Annotated in this window: 17 protein-coding genes; 5 read left to right on the top strand and 12 right to left on the bottom strand. The window is 59.1% G+C overall.

Features of this window, described 5'->3' with window-relative positions:
- Nucleotides 1-153: 153 nt before the first annotated feature.
- Complete coding sequence (locus tag RE428_RS02640; protein WP_040882820.1) at nucleotides 154-966, bottom strand: SLBB domain-containing protein; 813 nt, start codon at nucleotides 964-966, stop codon at nucleotides 154-156.
- A 961-nt stretch (nucleotides 967-1,927) separates the two neighbouring features.
- Between RE428_RS02640 and RE428_RS02635 the strand changes: the two genes are divergently transcribed.
- Both RE428_RS02635 and RE428_RS02630 read left to right on the top strand, forming a co-directional pair.
- Entirely contained in the window at nucleotides 1,928-2,710 is a 783-nt protein-coding gene (locus tag RE428_RS02635; protein WP_004579091.1) for an SDR family NAD(P)-dependent oxidoreductase, read from the top strand.
- 66 nt (nucleotides 2,711-2,776) lie between these two features.
- Nucleotides 2,777-3,721 (top strand): ketopantoate reductase family protein, encoded by a 945-nt coding sequence (locus tag RE428_RS02630; protein ID WP_004579092.1) that lies wholly within the window; start codon nucleotides 2,777-2,779, stop codon nucleotides 3,719-3,721.
- 12 nt (nucleotides 3,722-3,733) lie between these two features.
- On the opposite strand, the gene RE428_RS02625 is transcribed toward RE428_RS02630, so the two are convergent.
- The 3 genes from RE428_RS02625 to RE428_RS02615 form a co-directional block, all read right to left on the bottom strand.
- The gene (locus RE428_RS02625) at nucleotides 3,734-4,297 is read right to left on the bottom strand and encodes a nucleoside 2-deoxyribosyltransferase (RefSeq protein ID WP_004579093.1); all 564 of its coding nucleotides are present in this window, start codon (nucleotides 4,295-4,297) and stop codon (nucleotides 3,734-3,736) included.
- Nucleotides 4,298-4,326: 29 nt separating this feature from the next.
- Nucleotides 4,327-5,121 carry an SDR family oxidoreductase gene (locus RE428_RS02620; protein WP_004579094.1) on the bottom strand — a complete coding sequence of 265 codons (795 nt, stop codon included), beginning with the start codon at nucleotides 5,119-5,121 and terminating at the stop codon, nucleotides 4,327-4,329.
- 77 nt (nucleotides 5,122-5,198) lie between these two features.
- On the bottom strand, nucleotides 5,199-5,597 hold the full coding sequence (locus tag RE428_RS02615) for a nuclear transport factor 2 family protein (RefSeq protein ID WP_004579095.1): 399 nt from the start codon (nucleotides 5,595-5,597) through the stop codon (nucleotides 5,199-5,201).
- A 237-nt stretch (nucleotides 5,598-5,834) separates the two neighbouring features.
- On the opposite strand from RE428_RS02615, the gene RE428_RS02610 reads away from it, so the two are divergent.
- Nucleotides 5,835-7,061: an amidohydrolase family protein gene (locus tag RE428_RS02610; protein WP_004579096.1), complete on the top strand. Its 1,227-nt coding sequence runs from the start codon at nucleotides 5,835-5,837 to the stop codon at nucleotides 7,059-7,061.
- A gap of 29 nt (nucleotides 7,062-7,090) precedes the next feature.
- Here the strand turns inward: RE428_RS02610 and RE428_RS02605 are convergent, their stop codons facing one another.
- A complete protein-coding gene (locus RE428_RS02605) occupies nucleotides 7,091-7,789 on the bottom strand; it encodes a GntR family transcriptional regulator (protein WP_004579097.1) in 699 nt (232 codons plus the stop codon).
- A 364-nt stretch (nucleotides 7,790-8,153) separates the two neighbouring features.
- On the opposite strand from RE428_RS02605, the gene RE428_RS02600 reads away from it, so the two are divergent.
- Nucleotides 8,154-8,696, top strand: a complete 543-nt coding sequence (locus RE428_RS02600; protein WP_004579098.1) for a YaeQ family protein — start codon at nucleotides 8,154-8,156, stop codon at nucleotides 8,694-8,696.
- Nucleotides 8,697-8,796: 100 nt separating this feature from the next.
- On the opposite strand, the gene RE428_RS02595 is transcribed toward RE428_RS02600, so the two are convergent.
- From RE428_RS02595 to RE428_RS02565, 7 genes are all read right to left on the bottom strand, one after another.
- Nucleotides 8,797-9,261 (bottom strand): META domain-containing protein, encoded by a 465-nt coding sequence (locus RE428_RS02595; RefSeq protein ID WP_004579099.1) that lies wholly within the window; start codon nucleotides 9,259-9,261, stop codon nucleotides 8,797-8,799.
- Between the two features lie 59 nt (nucleotides 9,262-9,320).
- Nucleotides 9,321-9,593 (bottom strand): YebG family protein, encoded by a 273-nt coding sequence (locus RE428_RS02590; protein ID WP_004579100.1) that lies wholly within the window; start codon nucleotides 9,591-9,593, stop codon nucleotides 9,321-9,323.
- A gap of 159 nt (nucleotides 9,594-9,752) precedes the next feature.
- The gene (locus RE428_RS02585; RefSeq protein ID WP_004579101.1) at nucleotides 9,753-11,105 is read right to left on the bottom strand and encodes a sigma-54-dependent transcriptional regulator; all 1,353 of its coding nucleotides are present in this window, start codon (nucleotides 11,103-11,105) and stop codon (nucleotides 9,753-9,755) included.
- Nucleotides 11,102-12,907 (bottom strand): sensor histidine kinase, encoded by a 1,806-nt coding sequence (locus tag RE428_RS02580; RefSeq protein WP_004579102.1) that lies wholly within the window; start codon nucleotides 12,905-12,907, stop codon nucleotides 11,102-11,104. The genes RE428_RS02585 and RE428_RS02580 overlap by 4 nt, the downstream gene beginning before the upstream one ends.
- 124 nt (nucleotides 12,908-13,031) lie before the next feature.
- Nucleotides 13,032-15,227, bottom strand: coding sequence for a TRAP transporter permease (locus RE428_RS02575; protein WP_004579103.1), 2,196 nt, complete (start codon nucleotides 15,225-15,227; stop codon nucleotides 13,032-13,034).
- Nucleotides 15,228-15,347: 120 nt separating this feature from the next.
- The gene (locus RE428_RS02570; protein ID WP_040882822.1) at nucleotides 15,348-16,325 is read right to left on the bottom strand and encodes a TAXI family TRAP transporter solute-binding subunit; all 978 of its coding nucleotides are present in this window, start codon (nucleotides 16,323-16,325) and stop codon (nucleotides 15,348-15,350) included.
- A gap of 286 nt (nucleotides 16,326-16,611) precedes the next feature.
- On the bottom strand, nucleotides 16,612-16,884 hold the full coding sequence (locus RE428_RS02565; RefSeq protein WP_154660721.1) for a hypothetical protein: 273 nt from the start codon (nucleotides 16,882-16,884) through the stop codon (nucleotides 16,612-16,614).
- A gap of 272 nt (nucleotides 16,885-17,156) precedes the next feature.
- On the opposite strand from RE428_RS02565, the gene RE428_RS02560 reads away from it, so the two are divergent.
- Nucleotides 17,157-19,406 (top strand): NADP-dependent isocitrate dehydrogenase, encoded by a 2,250-nt coding sequence (locus RE428_RS02560; protein ID WP_004579105.1) that lies wholly within the window; start codon nucleotides 17,157-17,159, stop codon nucleotides 19,404-19,406.
- Nucleotides 19,407-19,765: the final 359 nt, after the last annotated feature.

Below are 19,765 nucleotides of genomic sequence, written 5' to 3'. Positions count from 1 at the left end.
TGACGCCTCCTCCCCAGGCCGGCTGTGATCGCATGCCTCGGGAAATCCAGTGCTGTTGCGGCCCGGCTGCTGCCCCGATAAGGATTTCGGAGCCGGGACATCACCCAATCGTCTTGATCGCTTGTTCATCGTTCATCCCTGTGGAGCAGGCAATTAAAAAAGGCTTTCCTTGACGAAAAGAACGTCACCATCCTGGATCGGTTCATAGAGTTCGGCATCGTGCTCTTCGACGCCACCACCCTTCTGCTGACGATAAAGGACTACCGAGTCCTTACTGGCGCGCTGGTTCATGCCACCACTGATCGTTAATGCCTGCATGACGTTGAGAGGACGGTCGATAGCATAGGTACCTGGGTTGCGCACCTGACCGTTTACGTAGAACTGGTCCATCAAGGGGACATATAGCGTGTCGCCGTTTGACAGGCGGACGGTCTCCCGATCTTCAGCCTGACTGTCCAGCAACTCACGGAGATAGTATTCGCGACGTGACTGGTCGCCATCCTTGTCGACACGGACGAGGACAATGCGCTCGCTACCCCCCTGATTGATACCGCCAGCCATCGCCAGGGCTTCAGTCAGCGTCGTCGGGCCGCGCAAGGTGATACGTCCAGGCTGGTTAACCTGGCCAAGAACGGCAACCGATTGGCTGTTGTACTCGGTCACCAGGAGGTTTACGTGGGCATTTTGCAGATAGCCGCCCACCTCCAGGCGTTTCGCGATGACCCGCGCTGCCATTCGTGCGGTCATGCCGGCGATCTCTACCGAGCCAAGAAGCGGCATGGCCACGGTGCCATCGACACCGATTTCAGCTTCTGTGGTCAGGTCTTCCTGACCGTAGACATTGACGCTGACCCTGTCCCCCGGGCCCAGCGTATAGGCGTCGTCTTCCTGGGCCTGCAAGGGCCCGGAGACCATCAGCATCATTGAACAGAGCAAAACGGTGAGAGAGCGCAAATACACTTCCATTTGAAGACTATCCTGTTCCGACTGCGACATTGAGACCGCAAGGCCGCCTTCCAGAACCATTGCCATGCCTGCCGTAGTCATACGGCCCGGCATTCAATCGCTCAAGTTAGACCTTGCAAGAAAAGGCCCAATTCGGAGGAAAATAACGACCTTTTCCGTGTTGCAGTTCTACGGGTCTCGCGACCAACGGGGCCGCCAATACCCATCTCACCGCTTATCGAAACAGGGCAACCGCTCTCTGCACCAATAGCAGCCAGCCGATACCGTTATCGCCCTATAGCCGGGCATTTCCTCGCTTGGCCTGTTCACGCCGAACCTGGAGACCCACGCCAAAACTCCATCCAAACAGAACAATATTTCGGCTGGATGACGTAGTTCACCGCGTCAGCCTCAGGCCGACGCCGCCGACAGTGGACGCCATTTAGAACTAAACATTACGTCTTTTGCAGTGCATTCTTCCGCTACACAAGGATCAATGCCAAGTCTTAGGCAATGTCATACGTTAATTTCTGTCGGAGGAAAAACCTATGCTTTACAATTCCTTAGGCGCTTTCAAATCAAGGTCCGGCGCGATACTTGCGTACCTGCCCTTTCTTGAAGGTTGAATGCGAATTAACAAATGCTCATCAAGGCCGGTGTAGAGGCTTTCGGGTCGTTGCGCGGCCCTGACCTACCCGGTCAGGATGACAACGGCATGAGGTAGGCGATGTAAATATTGCGCGGATCCCAGAGACCGGATTTGGTTTTAATCTTAACCGTAACCATGAAGGCCGCCACTTATAGCGTCTGCCCCCGGCAGGAGGCTTTCCATCCCGCTGGCGCCTTGCCTGACCAAGATCAATAGTAAAATTGACCTATTCCGCAGAACGAGAGACGATACCGCAAAACAATATCCAAGATGCCAAATGCGATACAACAAGATCCAGACACACGGATCAGACAAGACCAGCAGGAAGGCCTTATGAAAATCAAAGACGCCGTCGCACTAATCACCGGATCCTCCTCCGGCATCGGTGCCGCCATCGCCCGCACCCTGGCCGAACAGGGCTGCCATGTCGTGATCACTTACAGCCGCAATCAGTCCGGCGCCGAAGCCGTGTCCGAGGATTGCCGGAATCTTGGGGTAAAGGCCTTGGTTCTCCAGGCTGATGTGGCCCAGGATGCGGACTGCCGCAACCTGGTGAAAGCCACCCTCGACCAATTCGGCCAACTGGATATCCTGGTGAACAACGCCGGCACCACCAAGTTCTGCAACCATGCGGATCTGGAGGGTCTCGACAAGCAGGACTTCCTGGATCTCTATGCCGTGAACACCATCGGTCCCTACCAGATGACCCGAGCCGCCGAGCCGGCGCTGCGGGCCCGGAGGACTGCCCACGTGATCAACATGGCCTCCATAGCCGGTCTGTCTGGCATTGGCAGCTCTATTGCCTATGCCGCTTCCAAGGGTGCCCTTGTTACCATGACCCGATCCCTGGCCCGCGTCCTGGGTCCGGAAATCCGCGTCAATGCTGTCTGCCCGGGCTTTGTCCAAGGCGAATGGCTAGAGAAGGGACTGGGTGAAGAGGCCTACGCCAAGCTACTCAGCCGCACCAAGGCCGCGGCGCCATTGCAGGATACCGCCACCCCGGAATCCGTCGCTCAGGTGGTTCTTGGGCTGCTGATCGGTGGCGATCTGACAACCGGCGAAACCGTCCTTATCGACGGCGGCGCCCATCTCGGGCCTGCACCCGGGCGTCGCTAACCGGCAAACACGTATTTCCCTGCCGGGCTCTGCCCGGCATCGCACCCCTCAAGGAGCCCCTTTCTTATGTCAGCAGATAAACCCAGTATTCTGATCGTCGGCGCCGGTGCCATCGGCAGCTTTTACGGCGCCATCCTCAAGCGTGCCGGCTGCGCGGTCAGTGTGGTGCTGCGTTCGGAGTACGAAGCGGTGGTCGAGAACGGCATCCTGATCGAGAGTGACCTGGGCGACCTGTCCTACCGCCCGGACCACGTCTACCGCGATGGCGACACGCCCGAGTCGACGCCGGATTACCTGATCCTCTGCGTCAAGGTGCTACCGGGTGTGGATCGAGCGGAACTGATCCGGCCCTGGATGGGCGACAACACGCGCATTGTACTGATCGAGAACGGGCTGGATATCGAGCGCGCGATCGCCGATGCATTTCCTGCCAACCCCATCGTCAGTTGCCTGGCCTTTATTGCCGTCAGTCGGGTGGGTCCGGGGCAGGTGCATCACAAGGCTTACGGACGCCTGGTGATGGGCCGTTACCCGGAGGGCATCGACGACAACGCCCGCGACCTGGCAGACCTGTTTATAGAAGGCGGCATCAAGATCGACCTGACCGAACAGGTGGTCGGTGAACGCTGGCGCAAATGCCTCTGGAACACCCCGTTCAATCCGCTGTCGGTCCTCGCGGGCGGCGCCGACACGGCGACCATCCTGGACACCGAAGGTGGCGAGGATCTGATCCGCACCATGACCGAGGAAGTGCTGGCCGTAGCCGAAGCCGATGGCTACCCCATGTCAGCGGATCTGATCGACAAAAATATCGCAGGCACCCGCAAGATGCCGCCCTACAAGAACAGCATGGCGCTGGACCATATCAACGGCCGGCCCATCGAACTGGATGCGGTACTGGGGAATGTCGTGGCCATTGCCGATCAGCACGGCGTAGCCGTACCGCACCTAAAGACCATGCTGGTCGCCCTGCGCATGCGGGAAAAGCTGAAGGCGGCTGAAGGCCAGTAGGCGTCTGCGCAGTTATCCCATCTGCGAACGTAGGTGGCGGACCGCACGCCGGAAGAGTTCCTCGTCGAAGAAGTCTTCCGGCGCAAAACCGGTGGCCGGGTAGGCACGCTCGCCCTGTACCAGCGTGCCACCATGTCGAGCCAGGCCGCAATCGAGCATCAGGTTGTCGCACAGGCCAAAAGGTTCGATGGCGGCGCCGTTTGCATCCACTTCCGCTTCGCTCTCCACCCGCTTGTTGTAGGGCACATTGCAGACCGAAAAGCCCACGGAGGGCTTGCCTCGGGCCAGCATGTAACCCAGCTCGTAGATGGTGCCTGCGTCCGCGCTGGGTCCGCGGAATGGGGTGAGGTTGGCAATCAACGCCGTTGCGCGATCCATCAACGTCTGGTTGGCATCGTAGATGACCTGGGCGGGATTGGCGGCGCGTTCCAGGTCCAGCGCGTTGTCGGACGGCGACAGTCCCTCGAAGCCGAACTCTGCCAGTACCGCCTTCTTGCTGCCATCAATGTGGATGCGAAGGTCTTCCGGAAAGAACACTTCCGGGCCCGCCAGATAGACGCTGGGCTGATCGCTCATACGCTCGGCTCTCCTACTCTCTCCGCCGACTAATTCCGCGCCTTAGTCAACTTGAACAGGACCTCTGGCGCGATTCGCTTGACCCAGAGTGCGGCCATCTCCTTGCCCTTACCCACCGGAATCTCCCGCTTCCGGGCCTTAAGGGCATTGAAGACCACCTCGGCACATTCGTCCACGTCCATACCACCGGCGATGTCGTCGTCCACCTTGCCGAAGGCTTTACCGTCGGCCGCCAGGGCATTGCGGGAAATATCGGTCCTAATGAACCCGGGAACAATGGTCGACACGTGGATACCGTCGTCTTCCACCTCCGCCCGCAGCGCATCAAAGAAGCCCATTACCGCATGTTTGGCGGCGCAGTAGCCCGTCCGCTGGGGCACGCCCACCTTGCCGGCCACGCTGGCGGTCACGGCAATATGACCGTCACGCCTCTCCAGCATATGTGGCAGAACCGCCTTGGTCAGGGCAATCTGGCCCATGACATCAACGTCCATCAGCTTGCGGTAGACCGCCATGTCCGTGTCCTTGCACAGGGAGCGCTGGGACACACCCGCGTTATTGACCAGCAGGTCAATCGTGCCAAAGGTGTCCAGCACCGTTTGAACGGCGCCGGGTAGCGCATCCCAGTCCGTTACATCCAATGGCAGGATCAGGATTTGATCCCTATCGAGGCCCGCATCGGTACAGCGGTCGGCCACCCGCTTGAGTTCGTTCTCCCGGCGGGCGGATAGGACCAGGTTTGTGCCGTCCCGGGCAAACCGCGCCGCCAGCGCCTCGCCGATACCAGAGGACGCGCCGGTAATCCAAACAGTCTGGGTAGGCATGTAAGCTCCTTATTGGTTGTGCTTCTTGTTAAGCCGCCTGCCCGTCAATTTACATGACAGTTTCCGGTTTACCCATATCAGACACGATTGATCCCCGGCTCCAGAATCCACTCAGCGCTGTCGTTCCATACATCCATGCGGGTGATCTTGCCGTCACGGACCTCGAAACGGTCGAGGTAGCGGTTACCTGAAAATGAACGGCCATCCGGCCATTCGCCGTAAAGCGTGCCGGTAGAGTAGACGACGGCATGATCATCTCGCTCCATCCAGTCGAACGTGCCCAACTGCTTTTTCACCCAGGCGTAGCGGGCTGCGTTAAAGGCGGTAATTGCCTGCGCATCGGGCATTTCGCGGCCACCCGTGAACGTAATCTTCACATCCGGTGCCATAAAGGTCGCGGCCTGTTCCGGGTCCGGCGCCATGGAGGCCGCCAGAAATTCCCTAACTACAGTGACGGCGTTTGGTGTGGTTTCCATGTTCGTTCCTCGCAGTAGTCATCACGTCCTGTTCAATTTTTGCGCTCATTCGGTGCAAGGCACACCAAAACGGCGCAGCGTGGCCGCTCAACGCTGTGAGGAAGCCTCTGTTTGAGCAAATTAGAGCATGGCCCCCGTTTTGCTAGCAACCTGTATATAAACGCTAGCACCTCGAGCACCAGCGGAACGGTGCAATGATTCCGAATTTGAAGCCGTCTACCTGGGGGAGCACGTCGCATGAATCAGTTGATCCTGAAAAAACTGCGACTGCCCGACGCTACGGAGACCATCATCGACTGCCTCATCGAGGATGGCTTCTTCGTGGAACGCCTGTCGCCTCGATCCGCGGCGCCGCAGCAGATAGATCTGGCTGGCCGACTGATCCTGCCCGGGTTGATCGAAACCCATATCCATCTGGACAAAGCCTGCATCATGGATCGCTGCCGGCTGTCGGAAGGGACCCTGGCGGAGGCGATCAGCCAGACCAGCCAGGCCAAGGCCGCGTTCACTGAAGACGATGTCTATGCCCGCGGGGTCCGGGTGCTGGAGCAGGCTATCGCTCACGGGACGACGCTGATGCGCACCCATGTCGAAATCGATCCCGGTATCGGGTTGACGGGCTTCGAGGCCATCAAGCGATTGAGGAAGGACTATGCCTGGGCGGTGGACTTGGAGATCTGTGTCTTTCCCCAGGAAGGGCTGCTGAACAATCCGGGGACCGAAGAGCTACTTTGTCAGGCTCTTGAGAATGGCGCCACCGTACTGGGCGGCTGCCCGTACATGGACAGCGACCCCGAAGGCCAGATTCGCCGGCTGTTTGAACTGGCTCGGCATTATGACTGCGACCTGGATCTACATCTGGATTTCGATTTGAATCCGGAGGGCCTCACTGTCCCGGAAGTGATCCGCTGCACCCGTGAAAACAACTGGGGCGGACGAGTGACGATTGGCCACGCGACCAAACTGTCGGCACTGTGCCCGGACCACTTCAACGCGCTGGCCCTCGACCTGGCGGAAGCCGGTGTCCAGGTCACGGCCCTGCCGGCCACCGATTTGTTCCTGACCGGCCGCGACGCCACTCGTGACATTCCCCGGGGTGTGGCCCCACTGGCGCGCCTACACCGCTGCGGGGTGACCTGTTCACTGTCCACCAACAACGTGGGTAACCCGTTTACACCGTTCGGCGACGTATCGCTTATTCGCCAGGCCAACCTCTACGCCAACATTGCCCATCTGGGAACGACAGAGGATATGCTGAAATGCCTGGGCTGGATTTCCAGTGAGTCGGCGCGACTCTTGGGGCGAATGGATTACGGGCTGGCGCCGGGTTGTCGGGCCGACTTTATCGTATTGGATGCGCAAACGCCGGCGGAGGTGATCGCCGGAATCCAGCAACCACTGATGGGGTTCAAGGGCGGGAGACAAACGTTCGAAAGGCAGCCGCCGAAGCTGCTTAGCCCTTGAAAGAGTTCTGGTGCAGGAATCAGGGCAAGCTAGCCGATCGAAGCCAGCGCTTCCTTCAAATTGACTTCGGGCGCCGCCTCATCATCAAGCGCCAACTCGCTTTCCAGATGATCAAGGTGATAACGCATCCGTGCGACCGCAAGATCGTTATCGCCCTTGCTCAACGCATCGAGGATTTCGCCGTGTTCGTCATGCTGGCAGGACGGCACATCGTTGCGCTGGTATAGGGCGACAATCAGGGAACTGCGCACCATCAGGTTCTCGAGGATATCCACCAGCACTTCGTTGCCAGACACTTCGCCCAGCATGCGGTGGAACTCGCTGAGCTCCCGCACGATGGCGCGGCGATCACTGGCCCGGGTCGCCTCGCGCTCGGCGGCCATATGGGCATCGATACGTTTGCGGTGCTGCTCGATCTTGACGGGCGTAATGGCCTCGACCACGCCACGTTCGATGGCGCGGCGAGCCGCAAAGATATCCCGCGCTTCCCGTGCTGAGGGCTGGGACACGTGTGCGCCCCGATTGGGCTCAATGGTGACGATTTTCTGGAGAGCCAGCCGTTGCAGGGCCGACTGGACATGGTTGCGGTTGGCTTTGAGTGTGTCGACAATCTGCGCCTCGATCAGCCGCGTCCCCGGCGGTAGCCGATGCTGGGCAATTGCTCGGGCCAGCACATCCATAATACGCTGGACTTCTTTCTGCTTGCTCGTGCCCTGACTCGCTGCCATTCGATACCTTTCCCTGTGCGTTCAATGCGGCCAATACCAGCACACGCGCCAGCCAATGATACCTACGGTGCCGAGTCGGAGTTCGCCCAGCCCGCTCATCGAGGCGAGGTGCGCTAGCGATTACAATGCATTTGATTATCGCTGTCGGGAAAACCCCTTGCAATGTCTGGGCATGGAGAACTTTAGGCTAAGTTTAGTGTGCTCTCTCCAGCCAGTAAGCACACGCTCGCGTTAGGCACCCCTGCTAGCTTTCCGTCCGTCGATTCGTACCTTTTGGTTTTCCGCTTTACGTCCTCACCGCCTTGCCCGAGAATAGCTTGCGCCTCCTGGACTGCCCACAACCACGCCCCGAACGAGCATCGCAATGGCCCTGAAATCCACTGTATTCAAAGCCCACCTCAACGTTGCGGACATGGATCGCAATTACTACGCCGACCATACGCTGACCCTGGCACGTCACCCGTCGGAAACGGACGAGCGGATGATGCTGCGATTGCTCGCCTTTATCCTCTATGCGGACGAAGCCTTGCAGTTTACCAAGGGGCTAAGCACTGACGACGAGCCCGACCTCTGGCAGAAGAGCCTGAGCGGCGAGATCGAACTGTGGATCGAGCTGGGTACGCCAGACGACAATCGCATCCGCAAGGCCTGCGCCCACGCCGACCAGGTGGTGCTTTTCGCCTACGGCGGACGTGCCGTATCGGCCTGGTGGGACAAGGTACACGGTAAAGTGGCGCGGTTCGACAACCTGCGTATTTTCGAAGTAAACCCGAAGGATTGTGATGCCCTGGCCGGGCTGGCGAACCGTTCCATGACCCTGCAATGCAACGTGCAGGATGGGCAGGTCAGCCTGGGGGATGGTGAAGGATTGGTGGTGGTCGAGCCCCTACCGCTCTACCCGGCCTGAGTTTGTCCTTACGACCGCACGACTCGCCCGAGCCTGTTTCTGGGAAGCCAGGCCTTCCCGGACTCCCTGTCCGAACGACGTGTTCGCAACCTGACCGGACCTACTCGTCTCGGCGCTTCTCACCAGTGAACGCTTCGAAGACCGCCAGGATCTGCCCCTCTTCATTGAGCAGCACCAAATGGTTCTCTTCCATTTCGGCCCCCATGGTTTTCTTCATGGCGATCAGGAAGGGCGTTTCGTAATTGCCTTCCGGGCAGGGTTCGCGGGTCGACGCCATTTCCTTGAAGCGGAAGTTGCCGTCCACCATACCGTAGGTCCCCCTCAACCGGTTGCACCCCGTGGAGCCACTGACGCGACCGTCGTCGAGAAAGATGATGAACGGTGTTTCCCGCACGGTCGCCACTTTCACCGGCTTGCCACCCACGTGCTGGAGTTGCCAGAAGGTATTGGTAAAACTCACTTCCCGCTTCATTTCAGCGCTGTCTTCCTCGGGCACGGTGGTACAGGCCGTTACGCCCCAAAGGCAGAAAGCGACAATGATGAGTGAGCGCAGACAGACATTCATGTTGGCAATCCCTTGTTGTTCGGGGTCTCTGCTCCTCCAGCGACGGCTAACGGCGGCTGCTATTCGGCGTCTTCGTTCAACAGCTCCGGCTTTTTCAGTGCCTTTTGGAACAGATCCCGCTCTTCGGCAATGGCCAGGGCGCATTGCTCTGCCAGTTCGTCCGGCAGATTGTCCACCCGGCGTTGGAGGAATACCATAATTTCTTCCGACAGTTCGAGCATCTTGTCCCGCGCGTCTGCTTCCGCCTTGGTGGTGAAAAGCATCTTGTCGGGGTTCTTCAGTGCCATGTCCTGCCCGTCCCTATCGGAAAAGTATAAAGCCGTTACAGCCATACCGCGTTTCTCCTGTTGTTTCTATCGATATCGTCGCTATCGATAATGTAGCCACGATCGATGAAGCCGCTACCGATGACGTAGCGTTCAGCGAATCAGATCGCCGGGAAGGATAGCATCAAATACTGTATATAAAAACAGTACCGCAAAGAACCTTATTTATTCACGGAATTCCGCCTTGTCGAGGCCGTGCTTCTTCATCTTGTCATAGAGGGTTTTCCGCGCAATTCCGAGCTGGACCATGGTGTCCTTGAGGCTGCCCTGGCAGGCGTTCAGCGCGCTGATAATGGCCGAGCGCTCGAACGCGTCCATCATCTCGCCCAGGGTCCTGCGACCTGAAACATCCTCTCCAACCGCGACCCCGGTTTCGTCAAGGGCAACTGGACCTAGAAGCACGTAGCGTTCCGCCAGGTTACGCAACTCACGCACATTGCCAGGCCAGTTATGCTGCATCAGTCGCGCCGCCTGGCCGGCGTCCAGCGGCACACTCTCACGATCGTAACGGGCGGCTGCAATCAGCACGAAGTGATGGAACAGCAGCGGGATATCTTCCTTGCGTTCGCGCAGGGCCGGGATATCCACTTTCACCACGTTGAGACGGTAATAAAGGTCGGCGCGAAATTCGCCCTCGTCGCTGAGCTTCTTCAGGTCGGACTTGGTGGCGGCGATTACGCGCACATCCACGTCGAGCGGCGTATTGCTGCCCAGTCGTTCCACCTTGCGCTCCTCCAGAACCCGCAATAGCTTGACTTGCAGTGCCAGAGGCATGCTTTCCACCTCGTCCAGGAACAGCGTGCCCTTGTCTGCATGCTCGACCTTGCCAATGCGACGCTTGTCGGCACCGGTGAAGGCCCCCGGTTCGTGGCCGAAAAGTTCGCTCTCGATCAGGTTCTCCGGTACCGCCCCGCAGTTGATGGCTACGAAATTGTGGGCACTGCGGGGACTGTTCTCGTGAATATAGCGCGCCAGCGCGTCCTTACCGGAACCGGTTTCCCCGAACAGCAGGATGTTGGCCGAGATGTCCAGGATCGGGTCGATGGTGGCGATCACCCGCTGCATCGCCGGCGAGTCGCCGAGGATGCGTGGGCCTGGGCGGGTGAGCTGTCGCAACTGGGCTTTCAGTTGCCGGTTTTCCAGGGCCAGGTGGCGCTTTTCCAGGGCGTGGCGCAGCAACTCGATCAACTCGTCATGATCGAACGGCTTCTCGATAAAGTCGTAGGCGCCGCGCTGCATGGCGGATACCGCAGTACTGATATCCCCCTGGCCGGTCAGGATAATGACCGGGATCGAGTCGTCGATATCGCGCACGCGGTCCAGCAATTCCAGCCCATCCATCCCGGGCATGTTGTAGTCGCACAGCACCACACCCTCGTAGTCCGGGCTGATGGCAGTCAGGCCACTGGCGCCGTCGGCAAAACTCACCATGGTCAGATCTTCCAGTGCCAGGGTCTGGGCCATGGCCTGACGAATCGGCTCGTCATCATCGATAAAGATTACCGCGGGGTCGCTCATTCCGCTGTCTCCCGTTTGCTGAGGGTCACGATAAATTCGGCGCCGGCATCATCGCTGCGGTTATGGCCGGTCAGTCGTCCGCCCAGGGCGTCCACGATCTGGCGGGAGATGGACAGCCCAAGGCCTAACCCCTGTTTCATGGATTTGGTCGTAAAGAAAGGCTCGAATACCTGCTCTGAATTCGCCGGCAGTCCCGGCCCATTGTCCCGGATACGGCACTGCCACCAACCGTCCTGCTCCCGGATGTCGATAAGGATCTGCGGATCGTCCCGTCCCTCGACGGCCTGGATGGCGTTTGCGATCAGGTTCACCAGCACCTGCTCGATACGGATCATGTCGCCGTGGCACATCACGGGGTTATCGGGACGCTGCCAGTCGATGGCGACACCTTCGCTACTCTCCTGCGCAGTAATGATCTTCAGGGCGGCATCGACAGGCTGGCGCAAATCCACAGAAGACGGCGGTCCTTCGGACTTGCGGGCAAACACTTTGAACTGCCGGGTCAACTCCGCCATCTTGTCGCACAGATGCCCGATCTCCAGCAGGTTGGCGTCCACCATGGCACTCTCGCCCCGTTCCAGGAACCGACGACTATTGCGCGCGTAGGCCTGGATCGCAGTCAGGGGCTGGTTCATCTCATGGTTGAGGCCTGCGGACATTTGCCCCAGCACCGCCAGTTTAGCCGCCTGTATCAGTTCCTGCTGGGTTTCCTTGAGCTCGGTCTGGGCCTCTTCCCGATGACGGATTTCTTCCAGAAGTTTGCGGTTTGAGCTCTCGAGGTCCGCCGTACGCTCGGCCACACGACGCTCCAGCACGACGCCCCGTTGCGCCAGCTCCGCCTCGCGTTTATAGCGCTCGCGCAGGTAGAGCCAGGTCAGGAAACAGCCAAGAAAAATCACGAAACCGGCAATCAGGAACTGCAACCGGATCCATACCACCTGCTGGGTTTCGATCATCACCTGCAGCGTCCAGTCCAGTTGCGGCAACGGCATGCGAATACTCAGGTATTCCTGATCGATGCCGTGCTCCTCGACGCGCATCAGCATGGATCGGTCGGACACGCCAAGCGGACGTCCCAGTCTCACGAAATCGATTGGTGTAAGCGCCCGCTCGGGATAACGCAGATTGGGTTTGGGGCTGACCGTCCGAGGCTCGAAGTCCCGGTAGAGCCACTCGTCGCGGCTGGCCAGGAAGCTGATACCTTCGTCGTCGAGCACCACCATTTCCGCATGATTGAGGGCTACCGGCCGCTGCCACTGGGATTCGAGGTCGTTCACCTGCACCTTCACGGCAATTACCCCGAGGATGCGCCCGCGATCGGATTTCACCGGATGGGAAAAGTACAGGCCGCGAATGTCGGACGTCGTACCCAGTGCGAAGTAGATAGCCGTATCGCCGGTACGCATGGCGTCCTGGAAATAGGGACGGAAATCGAAGATGCGGCCTATGAAGCTGTCGTCCCGCTGGTAGTTGTTGGCGGCAATGGTGAAGCCGGTACTGTCCATCAGGTAGACGTCGGAACTGCCGACAATCTGCGCCATCTTCTTCATTTCCTCGTTGGCCTGGAGCACCAGCAGCTCATCGGATGGCTTGCGCAGGACCGACTCCATCAACGGATGCTCGGCCATCAGCTCCGGGATAGGACGATAGCGATTGAGTTCATTGGCAACGAGTTGGCTATAGCGGAAGGCTTCTTCCAGGCTTTCCTTTTCCAGGGTGCGGTAACCGGCCCAGCTTCCCAGCAGCCAACAACAGGCCATCGTCGCCAGGAAAAGAAGGGCAGCCCAGAATCGGTACGTCATGGATGCTTGTTCCTGGAATACGTCGTTATAACGGGGAACAAGCCTAACCTTGCGGAGAAAGCGGAACAACCAGCCGAATGTAACCGGCTGGTTGTTCCGTTCGCACGTCGACCGGGTTTCGGGTTTAGGAGGCCCGAACCGGTTCGCCATGGCTGGGTCCGCGCTGTTTCTGCATCAGGTAGACCACAACCGCGACAGCGATACCCGCGAGGTCGGTATAGAGGCCACCTTCGATCATCAGCAGGGCTGCTGCGATCAGGATGATGCGCGTGAACCACGGCGCCGTGCTGCGGAAGATCCAGCCGATCACGCCACCTGAAAGCAGGTAGACGCCGAAGGTCGCGGTGATGAGCGCGCGAGCGATCTGCCAGACGCTGGCATCCATCAGCAGTGCACTGTTGTAGAAGAACATGAACGGCACCACGAAGGCGGCCAGACCAATGCGGAACGACGCCACCGACGTTTCCATCGCATTGGCGCCGGATATGCCTGCTGCAGCATAGGACGCCAGGGCCACCGGCGGTGTGATCGCCGAAACCACCGCAAAGTAGAACACGAAGAAGTGTGCCGTCAGCGGTTCTATCCCCATTTCCACCAGACCTGGCGCCACGACTGACGCGGCAACCGCGTAGGCGGCCGTGGTCGGCATACCCATGCCCAGCAGGATGGAGATAAACATCGCGAAGACCAGGGCCAGCAGCTGATTGGCCTCAGCCACGCCCAACAGCAGCGAGGAGAAACGCGCGCCGACACCGGTCAGCGAGATGACACCAACAATGACACCCGCACAGGCACAGACCACGATGATCTGGATTGACATGATCCCCGCCAGATCGAGCGCCCTGAGAATCGCCCGGATACCCATCTTGTTCGGCGAGATCCAGCTTACGACCGCCGCGGAAACGGTGGCTAGCGTACCGGCGCGGATCACCGAGTAACCCATGAATAGCGCATAGATCAGGATGATGATGGGGATAAACAGGTAAACCTGCTTGATCAGACGACCCAGGCGCGGTAGTTCGTCCTGGCGCATACCACGCATGCCCAGGCGGGCCGCCTCGAAGTCCACCATGAAGTAGACCGACGCAAAGTACAGGATGGCCGGGATGATCGCCGCGATGGCAATCTCGGTATACGGGATACCGGTGATCTCTGCCATGATGAACGCGCCCGCGCCCATGATCGGCGGCATGATCTGACCACCGGTAGAGGCTGCGGCTTCAACCGCGCCAGCGGTCTGCTTCTTGTAGCCCACCTTCTTCATCAGTGGGATCGTCAGCGAACCGGTGGACACGACGTTACCGGCACTGGTGCCGTTGATCATACCCATCAGACCGGAGGCAAAGATCGCCACCTTGGCAGGACCGCCACGGGAACGGCCGGCGGCAGCAAAGGCAAAGTTGACGAAGTAATCACCCACCTTCGACGCCTGCAGGAATGCCGCAAAGATGATGAACAGGATGATGTAAGTGGAGGACACCGCCGTCGTCGGACCAAGCACGCCCGCGTCGGTGTATACCTGACTGAAGAAACGCTGCACGGAAAGGCCCGGATAACCCAGGAAGCCTGGCAGATAGGGGCCAGCGAACACGTAAGCGAGGAACACTAGGGCAATGACCACCAGTGCCATCCCGGCCACGCGGCGCGTCATTTCCATGATCAGTGCGGTGCCGGCAATGGCGGCGAAAGAAATACCGATTGGCGCGAAGGAGGTACCGGTGCTCATACGCATGGAGGTGTTGTACACCTCAAGGAAGTAGACCGCACTGGCGACCGCACAAATGGATAGCACCACGTCAGGAAGGCTGAAGACGGCACGTCCACGTACATGGAACCAGCTCACGACGATACCCAGACCGGTCGCAGCCAGCAGGGGCCAGCCGAAATGCCAGGTCTCGATTTCCGGCGGGATACGCATGGTCCCGGCGTTGATCATCTGGTGGATGTTGAAGGTCTGGTACAGCGCGTAAAGCGCCGGCAGCAGGGCCACCACGGAGAGCCATGTCGTCCAGCGGTTACGGGCGGCGCCTTCCGTTTCAGATACGAATCGGGCGCCGGCGTATAGGGTGAAGCCGAGAATCAGCGCGCCGCAGACGTGGACGATACGGAACGACCAGGTCTCCAGCGGAGCAATGTTCAATGTGTAAAGGTGGAATGCCGAGTAGGCAATGGCCATCGCCGTAACGGCCTGCAGCACCCAACCGGTAAACAGTCGGCGATTGGACTCGACCGGCTCTTCGTCAACATCGTGGGCAAGGATATGATCCTCGTCCTCAGTCACGGTCGGAGCCTGATCATGCTTATGGTTTTCACTAGTCATGGTACACCCTGATCCCGAATAGGATTCTGGCCAGCAGGGCGCCGGCCATTGGTCAGAACGGGAGCCGGGGGCCGGCTCCCTTACTTCTGTTTAGGCTAAAGTGGCGAGATCGCGTGAGGATTACTTGATCTGGCTGTCTTCGATCTTGAAGCCGTTCTCGTTGAACCAGCGAGCCGCACCCGGATGCCAGGGCAGAACGTTGTTCTTGCTGTAGTTCTCGGGAACGGAAGACTTGGCTGCCTTGTGGATACCAACCATCTTGTCGTTGTTTTCCATCGTCAGCTTGGTCATCTCGTAGACGAAATCTTCAGACACATCGCAGTTGGCGATGGAGAAGTTCCACATGGAGACAACACGGGAGTCCTCTTCAAGCGACTTGTAGGTGCTGGCCGGAATGATGAACTCGGAGACCGGGAAGCTGTTGATGATCTTCTCGGCTTCCGCGTCGGTCAGGCCAATGATGTTGACGTCGGTCTGGACTTCCAGCTGGCTAACCGCCGGAATGGGGATACCGGCCGCGAAGGCGACGACATCGATCAGGCCGTCCTGGAGCTGAGTGCCCAGGTCTGCCCAGCTGCCGTTACGGCGCTCGTATTCCACACCCAGGGTATCCATCATTTTCGGGAAGTAGGTATCGGAGGTGGAGCCCGCCGGACCGAAGCCGATCTTGGCGCCGTCAGGAATATCGGAGATGGATTCGATACCGGAATCAGCAAGGGCGGTTACAGAGAACGGCGTCTGGTACATCGGGAACATGGCACAGACGTTGTCCATCTTCATACCCGGAGCCAGCGGACTGTTGCCATCGATGGACTCGCGCGCAGGGCCGAGGGTCGTCAGGCCGAACTTCAGGTCACCAGTGTGAACCAGGGCCATGTTCTGCATCGGGCCGCCGGTGATTTCCGCACCGCCGGACACGCCCAGGTTTTCAGCAACGAAATTGGCCCAGCCAGAACCATAGGCGAAGTAGGTGCCGCCCTGACTGGCGGTGCCGACGGTGAAGCTTTCCGGCCAGTCGGAACGATCCTGGGCGGAAACGGAACCGGAAACGATCAGGGTTGAGGCGAACGCAGCCGCCATGAGGGATTGGGCTTTCATCATTAGTTGTGCTCCCTTTCTTTGTCTTTGTTGTCTGCTTATTAGCCTTCGAAGGCGCTAGACTCGAAACCTGTGAGCAAGCAGCGGGCCAGGTCCGTAAAAACCGCAACATGACTGATCCCGCATCTGTGCCGATCCTGGGATCACCCCCCAAATGGGTGGAACCCCATACACAAGGAAAAGCGCAATGGGTACAACCCCACCCATTGAGCGTAGCAGAGGTTGATCCGGGCAAAGGCTATGGCGGCAATTTATCGGACGGCCGCCCACGTACTTTTGTTTTTAGCTACAATAGGTTCGGGTCGCGATCGCCAATGTCGGCTACCGCACCCCTCTCCTGCAGCCGCGCTACTGCAATCGGGTAGTTCCACGGCTGACTCGCAGTATCATCGCTTCGCAGCGTATCGCTCAGCGGCACATAGGTCTCACAAAGCGGTTGTCTGGCAACACCAGCGTCCTGCAGACCATCGCGACGAAAGCGAACGCTGACTACAGGGACGTAATCCCGACGGGCACGATGACCCGATGTGGCAAAGCGTCTTGCTATTTGTGACGCCATTGCCTACATATACGTTTGGCTACTAGATCCAGCCAAAAGTGAACAAATCGACGGCGAATATGGTACCAATGGGGGTGGTCTTTTTAGGGAGTCTCTGAAAACGCCCTGACGGCGTCCGTTCTCCAGGACTTTTTCAGCGGTTCCTTGGTACGACTATCCTTAGCACGACCTGTAGCACGATTCTCTATCTTGAGTGCTATCACGGGATGCGGCCCAAAAGGCGGCATCTGAACCATCCGTCCTGATCCACAACGACGACCTGAAGACGACAAATGACTGCATCCAAATCCAAAATCATCTATACGCTGACTGACGAAGCCCCTGCGCTGGCAACCCGTTCTCTCCTGCCGATACTGGAGACCTTTGCAGCCCCGGCGGGCATTGAATTCGAAACCAGCGACATTTCCCTGGCAGCCCGTATCCTCGCGGCATTCCCGGATTACCTGAACGACGACCAGAAGGTACCGGACCATCTCGCCGAACTCGGTGAATACACCAGCAACCCGCACGCAAACATCATCAAGTTGCCGAATATCAGTGCCTCCATTCCGCAACTGCGCGCAGCCATCAAGGAGCTGAACAAGCAGGGTTACAAGGTTCCCGAGTACAAGGAGAACCCGGAGACCGACGAGGAGAAGGACGCCAAGGCCCGCTACGCGAAGGTCCTCGGCAGCGCCGTCAACCCGGTCCTGCGCGAAGGCAACTCCGACCGCCGAGCCCCGGCCGCAGTCAAGGCGTTCGCCCGCAAATACCCGCATAGCATGGGCGAATGGAGCCCGGCCTCGCGCACCCACGTCGCCCACATGCGTGGCGGCGACTTCTACTCCAGCGAACAGTCGCTGACCCTGGACAAGGCCACCACCGCCAACATCGTCTTCGAGAACGGCAAGGGTGAGCAGACGGTACTCAAGTCGGACCTGGCGCTGCAGGAAGGCGAAGTGGTCGATGGCATGTTCATGAGCTGCAAGGCTCTACGCAAGTTTTTCGACGAGGCGATCGAGGACTGCCAGAACACCGGTGTCATGTTCTCGCTGCACGTGAAGGCCACCATGATGAAGATCTCCCACCCGATCGTGTTCGGGCATGCGGTGAAGATCTTCTACAAGGACCTGTTCGAAAAGTATGGCGACCTGTTCAATGAAATCGGCGTCAACCCGAACAACGGCCTCTCGTCCGTTATCGAGAAGATCAAGCAACTGCCGGAATCCAAGCAGGAAGAAATTCAGGAATCCCTGCACGCCTGCTACGAGCACCGGCCTGAAATCGCTATGGTTGATTCCGTCAAGGGCATCACCAACCTGCACGTACCGAGCGACGTCATTGTCGACGCCTCCATGCCAGCCATGATCCGTAACTCCGGCAAGATGTGGGCCCGCGACGGCAAATTGAAGGACACCAAGGCCGTCATGCCGGAGTCCACCTACGCCACCATCTATCAGGAAGCGATCAACTTCTGTAAGACTCACGGCGCCTTCGACCCGACCAAGATGGGTACCGTGCCGAACGTGGGCCTGATGGCTCAGAAGGCCGAAGAATACGGTTCACACGACAAGACCTTTGAAATCCCCGAGGACGGCGTTATCCGTATCGTCGATGCCGACGGCAAGGTTTTGACCGAGCACAAGGTCGAGAAAGGCGACATCTGGCGTGCCTGCCAGACCAAGGACCTGCCGATCCGCGACTGGGTCAAGCTGGCCGTCAACCGCGCCCGCGCGACCGGCATGCCGGCCGTCTTCTGGCTGGACGACGAGCGTCCCCACGACGTGCAGCTGATCAAGAAGGTCAAGACCTACCTGGAAGAGCACGACACCGAAGGCCTGGATATCCGCATCATGTCTCCGGTCCGCGCCATCCGCTGGACCATGGAACGCCTGATTCGCGGCCTCGACACCATCTCAGTGACCGGCAACGTACTGCGTGACTACCTCACCGACCTGTTCCCGATCCTGGAGCTGGGTACCAGCGCCAAGATGCTGTCCATCGTTCCGCTGCTCAACGGTGGCGGTCTGTACGAGACCGGTGCCGGCGGTTCAGCGCCCAAGCACGTGCAACAGCTGCTTGAAGAGAACCACCTGCGCTGGGACTCCTTGGGCGAGTTCTTGGCCATCGCAGTATCCCTGGATGAGCTGGGCGAGAAGGAAGACAACGCTCGCGCCCGCCTGCTGGGCCAGACCCTGGACAAGGCCACCGAGCGCCTGCTGGAGAACAACCAGTCCCCGTCCCGCGTTACCGGCGAGCTGGACAACCGGGGCAGCCATTTCCACCTGGCACGCTACTGGGCGGAAGAGCTGTCCAAGCAGGACGAGGACCCGAAGCTGCGCGACTTCTTCGCCAACCTGTCCAAGGAGCTGGAAGCTAACAAGGACAAGATCCTGGAAGAGATGAGCGTTATCCAGGGCCATCCGGCGGACATCGGCGGCTACTACCATCCGCCGGCGGACAAGGTCTGCAAGATCATGCAGCCCAGCGAGACGCTGAACGGCATTCTCGACAAAGCACGGGAAGCGGCCAAGAACTCTTGATCGCTGCCCGTAAGTAAAGAAGCCCGGTCGGGGAAACCTGACCGGGCTTTTTTTGTGCCCGCAATGCGCTGGACCAGGCAACTCCGAGAATGTAGCGGATGCTTTAGAGGGTGTTGCAAAAGCTTGCGGCTTTAAGCCTCTCTCCCCTCGCGGGAGAGAGGTTTGGAGAGAGGTTTGGAGAGAGGGGGACGAGGCAAAGCCTCGCTCGAAGTCGGCTCTGGCAACGATGAGCGCCTGACGGCGCTACCCCCTCTCCCCGGCCCTCTCCCGCGAAGGGGAGAGGGAGTCTATGATGGTACTTTTGGAGTACGGGCCCTTTTATAACACCCTCTTCAGCTTCCGAGCAGGCCAACGGCCTG

This window comes from Marinobacter nanhaiticus D15-8W, assembly GCF_036511935.1.
GTDB classification, from domain to species: domain Bacteria; phylum Pseudomonadota; class Gammaproteobacteria; order Pseudomonadales; family Oleiphilaceae; genus Marinobacter_A; species Marinobacter_A nanhaiticus.
The sequence above is the reverse complement of the archived record's forward strand: the minus strand, read 5'-3'. Positions and strand labels throughout refer to the sequence as shown.